At 38.7% G+C, this 14,423-nt stretch carries 9 protein-coding genes and 1 tRNA gene; 6 read left to right on the forward strand and 4 right to left on the reverse strand.

Going from position 1 to position 14,423, the window contains the following annotated elements; all coding sequences use genetic code 11:
- The first annotated feature begins 234 nt into the window (after positions 1-234).
- Positions 235-1,974 (forward strand): T9SS type A sorting domain-containing protein, encoded by a 1,740-nt coding sequence (locus EWU22_RS00885; RefSeq protein ID WP_130924011.1) that lies wholly within the window; start codon positions 235-237, stop codon positions 1,972-1,974.
- Between the two features lie 2 nt (positions 1,975-1,976).
- Here EWU22_RS00885 and EWU22_RS00890 read toward each other — a convergent pair whose 3' ends face one another.
- Complete coding sequence (locus EWU22_RS00890; RefSeq protein WP_130924012.1) at positions 1,977-2,387, reverse strand: GNAT family N-acetyltransferase; 411 nt, start codon at positions 2,385-2,387, stop codon at positions 1,977-1,979.
- Between the two features lie 131 nt (positions 2,388-2,518).
- On the opposite strand from EWU22_RS00890, the gene EWU22_RS00895 reads away from it, so the two are divergent.
- Together EWU22_RS00895 and EWU22_RS00900 are read left to right on the forward strand one after the other, a co-directional pair.
- Positions 2,519-4,981: a bifunctional YncE family protein/alkaline phosphatase family protein gene (locus EWU22_RS00895; protein ID WP_231962566.1), complete on the forward strand. Its 2,463-nt coding sequence runs from the start codon at positions 2,519-2,521 to the stop codon at positions 4,979-4,981.
- Entirely contained in the window at positions 4,971-6,989 is a 2,019-nt protein-coding gene (locus EWU22_RS00900; RefSeq protein WP_130924013.1) for a TonB-dependent receptor plug domain-containing protein, read from the forward strand. The genes EWU22_RS00895 and EWU22_RS00900 overlap by 11 nt, the downstream gene beginning before the upstream one ends.
- 250 nt (positions 6,990-7,239) lie before the next feature.
- Here EWU22_RS00900 and EWU22_RS00905 read toward each other — a convergent pair whose 3' ends face one another.
- The 3 genes from EWU22_RS00905 to EWU22_RS00915 form a co-directional block, all read right to left on the reverse strand.
- Positions 7,240-9,657 (reverse strand): glycoside hydrolase family 95 protein, encoded by a 2,418-nt coding sequence (locus EWU22_RS00905; RefSeq protein WP_130924014.1) that lies wholly within the window; start codon positions 9,655-9,657, stop codon positions 7,240-7,242.
- A gap of 8 nt (positions 9,658-9,665) precedes the next feature.
- Complete coding sequence (locus EWU22_RS00910) at positions 9,666-10,613, reverse strand: TIM barrel protein (protein ID WP_130924015.1); 948 nt, start codon at positions 10,611-10,613, stop codon at positions 9,666-9,668.
- A gap of 180 nt (positions 10,614-10,793) precedes the next feature.
- Positions 10,794-10,866: transfer RNA gene (locus EWU22_RS00915), tRNA-Phe, on the reverse strand.
- A 139-nt stretch (positions 10,867-11,005) separates the two neighbouring features.
- On the opposite strand from EWU22_RS00915, the gene lptB reads away from it, so the two are divergent.
- The 3 genes from lptB (at position 11,006) to EWU22_RS00930 (ending at position 14,423) form a co-directional block, all read left to right on the forward strand.
- Entirely contained in the window at positions 11,006-11,737 is a 732-nt protein-coding gene (lptB, locus tag EWU22_RS00920) for an LPS export ABC transporter ATP-binding protein (protein WP_130924016.1), read from the forward strand.
- Positions 11,738-11,802: 65 nt separating this feature from the next.
- Positions 11,803-12,930, forward strand: coding sequence for a trans-sulfuration enzyme family protein (locus EWU22_RS00925; RefSeq protein ID WP_130924017.1), 1,128 nt, complete (start codon positions 11,803-11,805; stop codon positions 12,928-12,930).
- 83 nt (positions 12,931-13,013) lie between these two features.
- The gene (locus EWU22_RS00930; protein ID WP_130924018.1) at positions 13,014-14,423 is read left to right on the forward strand and encodes a capsule assembly Wzi family protein; all 1,410 of its coding nucleotides are present in this window, start codon (positions 13,014-13,016) and stop codon (positions 14,421-14,423) included.

Raw genomic sequence — 14,423 nt, forward strand, 5'->3', positions numbered from 1 at the left:
AGAACTCTACAAAAGGTAGGTATGGGGTAAAAATACGCATAAAAAACAAAAAAATTAACCCCAAATCAATTTGAATCAACTCATTGAATTTGGCCATTTCTGACTAAAGGAAAAATAATTTAATGTCGGATTGAAATGAAAGGAATGAATAAATTTAAAAATATTGATACCTTGTACATGGTTTCCTAAATATATTTGTTAGAAATTTTCAGCTAGGGAAAGAAAAGCATATCCATGATTCATCGAATTTTAATTTTTTGTTGCCTCTTAGGTTTTTGTATCAAAACAGAGTTGAGTGCCCAAAAAATTGGCGATTTTGTATTCAATAAATTACCTCAGAATTATCACTTTTATCCTAGAGATGACAAAAACAAAGCTGATATCATCATTGCAGCCGATGTAACCAACAAATCGGTTACGGCTGTATCAGTAAAAGTTTTACGCAATGGCAGCTTATTTAAATATGCCAAATCGGCCCTGTCTGCCAACAGTCCATATAAAAACAACATTAGCATTAACGCAGAATTAGCCGAATATGATGTTGAGATTTATCAATTCATTGGTTTCGATTCTAGCTTAGTTGTCAAAAGAAAGAACATTGTAGCAGGAGATGCCTTTTTAGTCAGTGGGCAGTCGAATGCTTGGATTGGACCTATCGACGAGAAAGTTTTTCAAGGGGAATATTTACGTTCCTTTGGTGCAGTACAAGGTTCAGACAATTACGGGCCATACAACTTAGCGGATACCCTTTGGTCTCTTGCTACAGACAAAGCCCGTGTAGGACCCTGGGTTTCTGAAATAGCCAAATATCTAATTGAATCTGAAAAAGTCCCATTTTGCTTTATTAATTCAGCAGCAGGTGGCTCGGCTATCGACTTCCATTTGATATTGGATGGTGATTTGAAAGCGCCTTATGGTGGCAACATCATGCTGTATAAGGCCATGAAAGCGGGAGTATTGGATAAGGTTCAGGCCATTATTTACCGACAAGGAGAGGCTGAATCCACACTTCCTGCAGGTAGTCCATTTGATTGGTGGTGGAAATTTGACCAGTTAAAAACAAAATATAAAAAGTTCTTTCCCAGTGCTAAATACGTTTTTTGCCCACAGACCAACGTCTACGAATTTCAGTATTCCCCAGCGGCTTTGGTAAGAGAAAATCAACGAGCACAGTATACCAATGATTTATATGTCAAATCCTTTGCAACCGTAGGTACCAAGCAGTTTGACGGTCTCCATTATGGAAATGAGGGTTATCGTCAAAGTGGTTTTGAATTATTCCGCATTATTTCGGCCGAAATATATAAACGACCATGGGATAAACAGGTTTATAGTCCCAATGTTGTTAAGGCCTATTTCAAATCAAAATCTGAAACGAGAAAGCTGTATTTGGAGTTTGAACAAGGTCAAATTATGATCGCTCCTTCTGATACTACATTTATCGATCCGACAGGTAAAACGCAGAAGCGTAATATGAAGGATAATTTCTTTTATGATGGTATTAATGCGGTGAGTGCGGCCAAATACATCGACAACATCGAGGTGGAAGGCAATAAGGTTATTTTAAACTTGAATCAGGAATACCCGCATGAAATCATTAGTTATTTACCTGATTATTTTAGAGAATTTTATGCTTTTAACAAAGCTCCTTTCCCTGGACCCTTTATCCGAAATAAAGCAGGAATGCGGGCATTTGCATTTTCTTCCATTCCCATAGTTCGATTAGACCAGAACTTTGAATTTAGTATTGGCCCGAATCCTGCCGTGGATAAAATCACCATTCGCTGGCAGAATATGTCGACTGGCACTTTAAAAATATATGACATGAAAGGTAATATTGTCTTTGAAGACACTTACCTCGCCGTATTTTTTAAAGATGTGGATTTGTCCAAATTACCAGCAGCCAATTACTTTTTAAGTACTACTGGCCTTGATGGATCTACAATCACCAAACGCTTAGCGGTAGTAAAATAGTCCTATTGAATTTCATTGACATCGTCGATGAAAAAGCAAAAATCATGTTTTTGCATACCAATTTTAGGATAATAAGCTTGGGCAGCAGGAGCTGCAAGTAAGATTAATTTGGCCCTGGGATGCATTTTTTTGACCCGAATCACTAACTCTTTCCCTATTCCTTGATGTTGAAATGCTTCATCTACTGCCAAATCAGCTAAATAAGTAGTAAATACAAAATCTGTCATGCCTCTGGCAAGTCCTACTAATTTTTCTCCCGCATAAGCTCCAACATATACATTAGCGTTTTCTAGCATTAGTTGCATAGCAGCCACATCCTGCAAGGGTCTTCGTTGACCAAGAGTTGATTTATCTAAAATCTCGATAAAATCTTCAACGTTCAATGTGGGGTTTTCCCGATAGTAAATATCCATACAATCTACATTTAACTCCAATAAATTTAGTTTTTCTATTTATGGACAATTTTACTAAATCATTAAAAAATAAATACAGGATTCATTTATTTAAAAATGCTTGTAAATTGAACATTCAAAACCTTTTACTTATGAAAATCCATTTCTCCAAAAGCCTTTTCTTAGGCTTGGCTTGCTCGTTAATCGTGAGTCATACTATGCTGTCACAAGGAGCAAGTAAATTACAACAAGATTTACAGAAAAAGAGGGTCAGACTTCCCAACGGATGGAAATTATCTCCGCATGGCAAATCGCTATCATTAGGTGATTTACCTTTGAATTTAGCTGTATCAGCCAATAAACAATGGATGGTGGCAACCAATAATGGCCAAAGTATCCAAAGTTTACAATTAATAGATACGAAATCGAATGAAGTAGTTCACAGTATTGAAGTCGCTAAATCTTGGTATGGATTAGCCATATCTCAAGATAATAAAACTGTTTATGCTTCGGGTGGAAATGATAACAAGGTATTAAAATTTGAAATAAGTAATAAGCAATTAGTTGCCAAAGGTTCTATTTCGTTGACAGATAAAGCAAAAGACATCATCTCTCCTACTGGAATGGCTTTGGACGATGAGCGTGGAATTTTATATGTGGTATCCAAAGACAACAATAAACTCTATTTGGTAGATGTTCGCCAGAATAAAGTGAGTGATACCTTTCCTTTACCTGCCGAAGGATTTACTTGTTTATTAAGCCCTAAGCGAGATAAATTATACATTTCTATTTGGGGAGGCGCGCAAATATTACCCTTCAATTGTCAAACAAAAAGCTTTGACAAAGGCATTCCAGTTGGCGATCATCCAAATGAAATTTTATTAACAAAAGATGGCAATACCCTATTTGTTGCCAATGCAAATGACAACTCTGTTTCGGTCATTAATACGCGTAGCAACCAAGTGATAGAGGTATTGAATGCCGCCTTATTTCCCAATGCCTTGGAAGGCTCTTCTACGAATGGATTGGCATTATCAGAAGATGAAGAACGCTTGTATATCTCGAATGCAGACAATAATTGTTTAGCTGTTTTTGAGGTAGAGAATCCAGGCAAATCGAAGTCTCTTGGATTTATTCCAGTAGGCTGGTATCCAACCGCGGTGAAAGTCATTGGACAAACTGTCTATGTTGCCAATGGAAAAGGATTTTCTTCTTTTGCCAATCCGAAAGGACCAAATCCCATGGCAAAAATTCAAAAAGTAACATATCAGCAAGCAGATAATGAGAAAAAAGCTAAAGTAGAATACATTGGAGGTTTGATGAAAGGGACCATGTCTCTATTTCAAGAACCTAGTAGAGCAGAATTAGCCATTTTATCTAAAGCGGTATATACCAATACTCCATACAATAAACAGATTGAGCTCCAAGCAAAAGGAGAAAAAGGAAATCCTATCCCAACCAAGGTGGGGGGTAAATCACCCATCAAATATGTTTTTTATGTTTTAAAGGAAAACCGTACTTATGATCAGGTTTTAGCAGATGTAAAGGGAGGAAATGGCGATTTATCTTTGCTTTTATTTGGAGAAAAAGTAACCCCGAACCAACATAAATTAGTGAAAGACTTTGTCTTACTAGATAATTTTTATGTGGATGGAGAGGTTAGTTCAGATGGACACAACTGGTCTACTTCGGCCCATGCTACGGATTATTTGGAAAAAACCTGGCCAACAGGTTATGGAGGAAGAGGTGGTAAATATGATGGGGAAGGGAATCGTGCCATAGCAAATCCAAAAAATGGATTCATTTGGGATTATTGCAAAAGAGCGGGTGTTTCGTATCGGACATATGGAGAATTCGCTGATGATTTCAAGCCCAATATTCCTTCCATTGCAGGCCATTTCTGTCCAGATTTCCCTTCATTTGATCAGAAAATCATGGATACACTTCGATTCAATCGCTGGAAAAAGGATTTTGATGCCTTATTAGCCAAAAATCAGGTTCCACAATTCAATTCTTTGAGATTCCCGAATGATCATACGGAAGGTCAAAAATTGGGCTCTTATACACCTACAGCTTTTGTAGCAGAAAATGACTATGCCATTGGTCTATTCGTAGAACATTTATCGAAATCCAAAATTTGGAAAGAAACAGCCATATTTATAGTAGAAGATGATGCTCAAAATGGCTCAGACCACGTAGATGCACACCGTACTACGGCATATGTAGCAGGAGGTTTTGTAAAACGTGGATTTGTTGACCATACTCCTTATTCTACCTCTTCCATGTTAAGAACGATGGAATTGATTTTAGGAATCCCTCCAATGAGTCAATATGACGCTGCTGCAACGCCTATGTACAAATGCTTTACTTCAAAAGCTGATATAAGCCCATTCCAACACATTGCTCCACAGGTGAATATTTTCGAAAAGAATGTAGCAGATAATGCCAGTGCTCGACTAAGTGAAAAGCTTGATTTCTCGAAGGAGGATGCTATTCCAGATTTAGTATTGAACCAGATTATTTGGAAGTCGGTACGCGGAGAACACTCAGAAATGCCCGCACCCCGTAGAGCAGCTATTTTAAATACTAAAGAGGAAGAAGGGGATGAAGATTAAGTTAATAGCAGTCGTTTCATTGTATTTAATGAGTCAAGGCTCACCCATTTTAGCCCAAAAAAATGCAAGTGATACCCTTCAAAATATTGTAGTTAGTACCAGTAGAAGTGTCCAAAATGCATTAAAAACACCTTATGCGACTCAAATTTGGTCAGATTCTACGATCCGACAAAAAAGTGCGCGAACCAGCCCTGAGTTATTGATGAATATGCCAGGCATATTCCTTCAAAAAACCAATCAAGGTGGTGGTTCTATGTTTGTTAGGGGTTTAACGGGTAATCAAACGCTTTTGATGTTGGATGGAATTAGATTCAATAATTCCACATTTCGATATGGCCCTAATCAATACTTAAACACGATTGACCCATATACCTTAGAAAGAGTAGAAAGCGTCATGGGTTCAGGAGCTGTACAATATGGATCCGATGCTTTGACGGGTGTTATTCATATGTATAGTCAAAGACCTCAATTTAGCGCGAAACCTTTATTACAAATTGGGCTTCAAAAGCGCTGGGCAAGTAGTGACATGGAAAATTCTTATCAAGGAAAAATCGTGTATAGCCAAAAAAATTGGGGAATCTTAGCCTCAGGATCTACTAAAAAGTTTGGTGATTTAATCCGAGGAAATCAATTAGGTGCTCAAAGCCCAAGTGGCTATCAGGAAGGCTCCTCTATGTTTAAGTTTAGACATCAAGCTAGTAAGTCCTTTGAATGGGAAGTAGGCTACCAACAAATGGTTCAAAACAATGTGCCTGTCTACCATAAAATAGTATTAGAAAACTTTGCCATCAATGAAATGGAAAAGCAAAAATACGAACGTGTCTATTGGAAAGGGACTGTTACAACTCCAAAGGCTTGGGCCAATAAAATAACGGGGACTTTAGCCTTTCAGTCGAGTTTAGAAAACAGAAGGGCTCAGAAAAATGGAAGTAGTACCTTGCGTGTAGAATCAGATCAAGTAAATACGCGGAGTGTCAGTATAGATGTGGAAAGTCAATGGACAAAACATTGGTCTTCCACCTCAGGTGTTGAAATCTATCATGATTGGGTTGGAAGTTCTAGATCGGATATCAACCAGTCCTCACAAAAAATCACTCCTTTGAGAGGACTTTATCCTGATCAATCTCGGTATGAGCAGAGCTCTATCTTTTCTTTACATCATATCCAAATACCCAATTACCAAATTGAATTAGGTTTACGTTGGCATCAAGTGAAAGCCACTTTACCTGATACGACCTTGGGCTTAAGTATCGTTGAAAACCAAGCATTGGTTTATACCGCGGGAATTAGCCGATTCATAGGAACAAACTCTTCCATATATCTTTCCAGTAGTTCTGGCTTTCGATCTCCTAATTTAGATGATTTAGGCAGCTTGGGTATCGTTGATTTTAGGTATGAAAAACCGGCCTATCAATTAAAGCCAGAGTATTCCTTAAATCTGGAATTGGGCTATAAATTTGAAAATTATCGTTTTCGTCAACAAGTTTCGGTATTCAGAACTAGCTTAAGCAATTTGATTACACGGGTTAAAACAACTGCGGTTATTCAAGGCTATCCTGTTTACGAAAAAAGGAATGTAGAGGAGAGTTATTTGGCTGGAGGCGAATGGTCAGGATTATATAAAATCAACACAAAAAGTGCTTTACAAGGCCAATTATCTTATGTTATAGGTCAAAATTTGACACAAAATGAACCCATGCGACGTATTCCGCCTTTGCATGGATCGGTTCAATACCTGATTCAAACAGGGCGGTTTACCTCTCAAATCGAACATGTATTTGCCTTTAGTCAAGAGCGATTAAGTGCGGGTGATAAATCGGATAACCGAATGAATCCCTTGGGTACAGCTGGCTGGGGTGTGGTGAACTTACAGACAACCTATGCCCGTAAACATTGGCAGTTAAGCCTTCAACTTCAAAACTTGGGAGATGTAGATTACCGTATGCATGGCTCTGGCATCAATGGGGTTGGTAGAAGTATCTGGGGGCAGTTTCAGATTACCATGTAGAATTAGGAATGTAGAATGGAGAATTAGGGATGTAGAATTGTGAATATCTTGTCCCGAGATAGGCTGATTCCAAGGTCTTTTATACGACTTTTTATTAGATTAAACTTTCAGTGGAGAATGTAGCATGGAGCACAAAAACCAATCTACATTAATCGGCTAGCTTCTACGAAATTTGAAGTACGACGAGAATCTTTTCCTAAAAAATTCTCCAGTTTACATTCTTCATTCCTAATTCTTCATTCTACATTCCCTACAAGATTCTCACTTTCTTTCCTTTGGCTATTTGTATTTCTTTAGATGTTCCATTAACAATTATCGTCGTTTTCCCCCCAGGAACACCTTTGATGTATAACTTTACCACCTGACCATTTTTCCAAGCCATATCAATTTCAAATCCACCTCTTGCCTTCAAACCTTTTACTTCACCTTCCACTTTCCAGTCATCTGAAATAGCAGGAAGTAAATAAATTTGATGCATGTCGGATTGTACCAACATTTCTGCTACGGCAGCTGCTCCTCCAAAATTTCCATCAATCTGGAATGGAGGATGTGCATCAAATAAGTTAGGATACGTTCCCCCTCCTCGACGGTATTCAATCTTTACCCCGTCAGGTTCCACATATTTCAATAATTCACGATACATTTTGTAGGCATGATTCCCGTCTTTTAATCTCGCCCATAAATTGATTCTCCAACCCTTAGACCAGCCTGTGGTTTCATCCCCTTTAATTTCCAAAGTTCTTTTAGCTGCATTCGTCAAGACTGGTGTGTTTTCTACGGTCAAATGAGTTCCGGGAAACAATCCAAATAAATGACTTTGGTGACGGTGGGTAGGTTCTACATCTTCCCAGTCAAAATACCATTCTTGCAAATTTCCTTTTTTGCCCACTTGATATGGGTATAATTTCTTCAGGGCATCTTGAAGCTGTTGGCTAAAAGTTGCATCTTGTTTTAAGATTTTATCTGCTTCAATGAGGTCCTGAAAAAGCTCCCGTATCATGGCCAAATCGGCCGCTCCACCATAGGCTGTTTCTCCTTGATAACCCGTAGGAGTAATAAATCTATTTTCTGGAGAGGTCGATGGAGATGTAATCAAATTGCCATTTTTGTCTGGAATTAGCATCGCTAAACAAAACTCGGCAGCCCCTTTCATTAATGGATAGGCCTTTTCCTTCAAGAATTTATCATCCTTAGTAAAACTATAATGTTCCCATAAATGTGTAGCTGCCCAAGCGCCACCCATGTACCAATTAGCCCAACTAGGTGACCCATTTCCAAAATCCCCCACGGGATTCGTCATGGCCCAAATGTCCGAATTATGATGAACCGTCCAACCAGGTGCATCATAAAAGGTCTTTGCCGTTATTTTACCTGTTTTTTCTAAATTCTCAATAAAGCTGAGAAAAGGGGCATGCATTTCTGATAAATTGGTATTTTCTGCTAACCAATAATTCTCTTCAGCATTAATATTCATCGTATAATTACTACTCCAAGGTGGTTGAATATGTGGATTCCAAAGCCCTTGTAAATTAGCAGGTACACCCAAGGTTCTAGAACTTGATATCAATAAGTAACGGCCAAATTGAAAATACAAAGTTTCTAAATAAGGATCTTTTTCTCCTTTAGCATACCTTCTTAGACGATCATCTGTGGGAAGCTCAGGGGCCTGTTCCCCTCCTAAATGAAGGCTTACTCGTTTAAAATACTGTTGATAATCTTGAATATGCCTAGCTCGCATCTCAACAACCGTTTTTCTACTGGCCACTTGTAATTGTTCTTGAGCAATTGCATCGTCATTTAAACCTTGACTTTGTGGATTTTTATCAAATCCATTAAAACTAGTAGCTAATGACACTAAAATAGTTGCCTCTGTGGCATTGGAAAGACTAACAGTACTATCTGTTCTGGCCACTTGACCATCCGTAGACTGTAATAAAACATCTGCGGAGAAGCGAGTTCCTTGATTTTCCTTAAAAATAATTGGATTCCCCTTTTTCCTAACATAATTAGGATCTGCTCGCACTGGAGCTACTCCTTGAAAATGTAGGTGATTGATGGTTGACTTCGATTTGTACTTCAATTTGGAACCGAATCTAACACTAAAATTGAGCCCTTTAGCTTGAGAACTTTTCAAGTGAATCACTAATATTTTGTCTGGATAAGAGACAAAGTATTCTTTAGAAATAGTTTGGTTGCCTGCATCATACTTCACCGAAGCTATGGCCTTTTCCAAATCCAATTCTCGGTAATAATTCTTTACAGGGCTAGATTTAAAATCAATGTATAAGTCGCCCAATGGTGCATATGACTCCGAAAATTTACCTTGTAATTTACGGACTAAAGAATCCGCCAATTTATAATTTTCATTTTTTAGTGCTTCTCGAACTGCAGGTAAATGTTTGTAAGCTTGTGGATTCATGTTGGGATCCATGGGCTCTCCTGACCAAAGTGTAATATCATTTAAATGAATCTTATCGGTATCTGTACCTCCATAGACGGTAGCTCCGATTCGGCCATTACCTAATACCAGTGCTTCTTCAAAATATTGAGCAGGTTTATTATACCAAAGTTTTAATTTTTTTGAGGGAGAAGAATTTGCAGGTTCAGTGGCTAATGATACAAAAGTTATTCCACTAAAAAGAGCTATCAGTAAACTGAATTTTTTCATGAATTTAATTATACTTTATATTGGGCATTTACTCGTTTAACTACAGCTTTCATCTTTTCCAAGCCCGTTTTTGCCACCAACAAAGGATCTTGCGTGTAAAGTTGTTTATTAAACAATTCTAAGGATAATACGACTGGTTGGGCACTTGGTTTTAAGGCATGAACAATTTTATCAATAGGTGCTTCCCCATCGCCAGCATAGATGCGATCCGCGTCTTTAATTTGGTCGGGCTTAATACTAGTAACATAATCATTGATATGAAAAATTTCGATGGAATTCTCTCCTACCAAATGTAGGCTTTCGTGGCTAGACCCTCCTTTGTAGATATGAAATACGTCTAGTAATAAACGTGCCTTCTTATGTCCACTTTCTGCAGCTACAAAAAGCACATCTGCCACTCGATGTAAGTTCTTCGAATGCCCCCACATTTCCAATTGCGGAATCACGTTCATTTGTTCCCCCAATTCTAAGATGGTTCTGTAACGTTCTGCGGCAGCCTTTAAATTCAAACCGGCCTCTGCCGTAGCTCCCATAGGAGGTGCGGCGGTACGTTTACACCCTAACTCGGCCAATAAGCCCATTTCACGTTTCAATTGCTCAATTCCCTTGCTTCGAGTAGTTGTGTCATCCACAATCCATTGAGCAAAACCTATGGCATTTTCAATCGTTAAACCTAAATCAGCAATACGTTTTTTGGCCTCAACAATGGTCCCTCCTGAAGCTAAATATTTTTCTAAGGTAGGCATCCAAATTTCCACGGATCTAAATCCAGCTTGAGAAGCTACTTCTAATTCTTTGATAAAACCTAAATTTTGTCCCATGATGGTACTTAGGTTTAAACTCAAGCGAAAAGTGTTTTTGGATGGAATATTTTGGGCTTGAGAAAAAGTTGGAGCAAGCGCCATACCAGCGGTTGCACCTGATGCTTTCAATACATCCCTTCGACTTATTTTCATAGTGAATAGCTAAGTTAAAATCAGTTTATTCATATCAATTGCGCTTAAAATTGGCAAATGACATGTAGATTTGTCAACTTTTGGAAAGTTGACAAATCTAAGCAAACAGAATCAAATCTAGCCTAATATTACGTAAAAAAAAAGACCCTAACTTTCGTCAGGGTCTTTCTAAAATTGAAGTGGTAGAGCCCGGACTCGAACCGGGGACACACGGATTTTCAGTCCGATGCTCTACCAACTGAGCTACTCCACCTCAATTGCCCGATTGCTTTCGGGATTGCAAAAGTATGAATATTTTTTAAAAATGGCAATCCCCAAAATAAAAAAAATGGAAAAAGCTTGGAATGTGTATTCTTCTTGCTGACCCCAACTCTTTTCCCTATTTTTGAAATATGATCCTAAGAACAGAAAATCTGGTAAAAAAATACGGCCAACGCTTGGTCAATGACCACATTAGCTATCAGGTTGCCCAAGGAGAAATTGTTGGACTACTAGGACCCAATGGCGCCGGAAAAACAACCTCTTTTTATATAGCCACAGGCTTAGTAAAGCCTAATGAAGGCAAAGTTTGGTTAGATGATCTGGACGTCACCCACCTTCCCATGTACAAGCGTGCTAGGTTAGGAATTGGATACTTAGCTCAAGAAGCATCTGTTTTCAGAACACTCACCGTGGAAGAAAATATTTTGGCAGTGCTCGAAATGACCAAACTGACCAAAACAGAGCAAAAAGAGAAAACGGAATTACTATTAGAAGAGTTTTCTTTAACGCACGTTAGAAAAAGTCTGGGACAAGTACTGTCAGGAGGAGAACGTAGGCGAACTGAGATTGCAAGGGCATTAGCAGTAGACCCCAAGTTTATCTTATTAGATGAACCCTTCGCCGGTGTAGATCCCATCGCAGTCGAAGAAATTCAAAGTATTGTCGCCAAATTAAAATACCGAAATATTGGCATCTTAATCACCGATCATAATGTTGATGAGACTCTTTCCATCACCGATCGCGCCTATTTGTTGTTTGAAGGAAGAATTCTCAAAGCAGGAACGCCTCAAGAATTAGCCGATGACGAACAAGTTCGTCGCTTATATCTTGGTAAGAATTTCGAATTACGAAAGAAAAACTAATAAGTTATTAGGGTTTTTGAAGATAGAATGAAGAATGTAAAATGTAGAATTTCGGAGGTTTTGACATGAAAAAAGAAACACTAGCCATACATAGTACCAACCTGAAAGATGAAACAGCGGCTTCTATAGCAGCTCCTATCTTCCTAAGTACAACTTTTGAGCGCTCGGAGGATGGTACATATCCCAAAGGACATATGTATGCTAGAAATTCAAGCCCTAACCGCGAAGTGTTGGAAAAAGGTCTGGCCGCATTAGAAGGGGGCCTCAGAGCCTTTGCCTTTGGATCGGGTTTAGCAGCAGTTAATGCCGTTTTTCAATGCCTTCAATCGGGAGATCATATCTTAATGCCCTCAGTAGGTTATTATGCCAGTTATAAACTTGCCGAAGAAATTTTAGGCCCATGGGGTTTACAAGTCTCTCAAGTAGACATGACTGACCTAGAAGCCGTTAAAAATGCGATCCAATCTAACACAAAACTGATTTGGATAGAGTCTCCAGCCAATCCCATGTTAAGTTTAAGCGATATAGTTGGTATCTGCCAAATCGCCAGTAAATTAAGCATTAAAGTCGGGGTTGATAATACTTTGGCAAGTCCCATTTTACAGAACCCCATTGCCCTAGGAGCGGATATTGTGATGCATGCAACGACCAAGTACATTGGCGGACATTCTGACATATTAGGTGGAGCCGTTGTCCTCAAAGAAGATGATGATTGGGCACACAGAATCCAGCGAGTTCAGATTTTAATGGGCGCTACACCCAATCCGCTGGATTGTTACTTACTGGCTCGAGGTTTAAAAACATTGCCTTTGAGGATGAAAGAACACAGTAAAAACGCCGCCATTTTGGCAGAAAAATTAGAAAATCATCCTGCTGTAGAAAAAGTACACTACCCAGGACTCCCTAGTCACCCTCAGTACGACTTAGCCATGAAGCAAATGCCAAACGGACAAAGTGGCATGATTGCTATTCAGCTAAAAGCATCTGAAAATGCTACACAGAAGTTCGCTTCTACCCTACATTTGTTCCAACAAGCCACTAGTTTGGGTGGGGTAGAGAGTTTAATCGAACATCGCAAATCCATTGAAGGCCCCCAAAGCAGCACTCCAGGTAATTTATTACGTTTATCGATTGGTTTAGAGCACGTTGACGATTTATGGACCGACTTACGTACTGCACTAGATAAATTATAAAAGGACGATTCCCATTTATTCAAGCATATTTGTAAATTAGGTGCATAGATTTACGATCAATCTATCCGATATTCATTATTTGCATGCTTCTTTCTCTACTGTTAAGTTCATTTATTGGTATTACCAGTCCTGCTATAGCCAAAGATACCCTTAGGCATACTTCTGTAGATATCATGGCAGTTGGTGCTACCAATTCCACAAACCCATTTTGGACAAGAAGTTTACAATACGGTACAGTGCCCGTTGAAAATCCAACAGGAATCATTCGAACAAACACCGGAAAATGGTATAATCCCAAAAAAGACTTTGATTGGACATATCAAATAGAAGCCACAGGCTGGTTAGCTAAAGATTCTAAGTTTTTACTATCGGAAGCTTACATTGGCCTTAAAAAAGGGGCATTTGAAGTTTGGAGTGGCGCTAAAAGAGAGGTTATCGGCTTAGGAGATACAACGATGACGGCCGGTTTTTTTATTTGGTCTGGAAATGCCTTACCCATGCCAAAGGTTCATGTTGGCACTCGAAATTATGTTAATATATTACATGATTGGATAGGGATAAATTTCCAATTCGCTCATGGGTGGTTTGATAATCAAGGAGCCATTGCAAACTCCTATTTGCATCAAAAATCACTTTATTTACGATTCGGCCAACCTGTCTCCGCTTGGAATGCTTTTCTAGGATTTAACCACCAAGTACAATGGGGAGGTAGCAGAAAAGACCCCAAAGGAAGTATTTATGACGTCTATCCTTCCGATTTCAATACTTTTACTAAGGTATTACTGGGAACTGGTGAAGGAATTTTACCAGATGATGACGAGAATAATAAATACGGCAACCACTTAGGCAGTTTAGACTTGGGACTTCGTTATCAAAATGATCAGATGGAAATCCTTTTGTACCGACAAAATCCCTATGAATCTGATCGAATTTGGTCATTAAATACCATTGATGATGGCCTCACTGGCCTTTCCTTTAAGTTTAAAGAGACAAAAATCATTGAAGGATTAAGTTTAGAATACCTTTATACAGGAAATCAAGGAACTCACCAAAGCATATTGGGGAATCTATTAAATAAGCAGGATAATGATTATCCCAATATTGTCAATTACCTGAATGTTCGTGGTCGAGATGGTTGGATTTATTCGGGAAGAGGATTAGGTACACCCATACTTATCATGGATAAAGAAAGTCAGCAAGGAGGCGGATTAAGTTTTGCCTATAATGCCGTGAGGTCCATGTATGTTGGAATTCGAGGTACATTGCCTCAACAAATACATTGGATGGCCAAGCTAACTTCTACTTCTTATGATTATCCAGTCATCCCAGTCAATAGTCCATCATCTTATTTAAAGCAATTCTCAGCGTCCTTGAGTTTACAGAAACAAGTCAATAAAAGACTCGGAATTAGTTTTCAAATTGCAGCTGATCAAGGTGATCGTACCAAAAATACAGTTGGGGGAATGCTAGGGATAAAATATCGTTTCCCTTAA

It is taken from the genome of Aquirufa nivalisilvae (assembly GCF_004307455.1).
In the GTDB taxonomy this organism is placed as follows: domain Bacteria; phylum Bacteroidota; class Bacteroidia; order Cytophagales; family Spirosomataceae; genus Aquirufa; species Aquirufa nivalisilvae.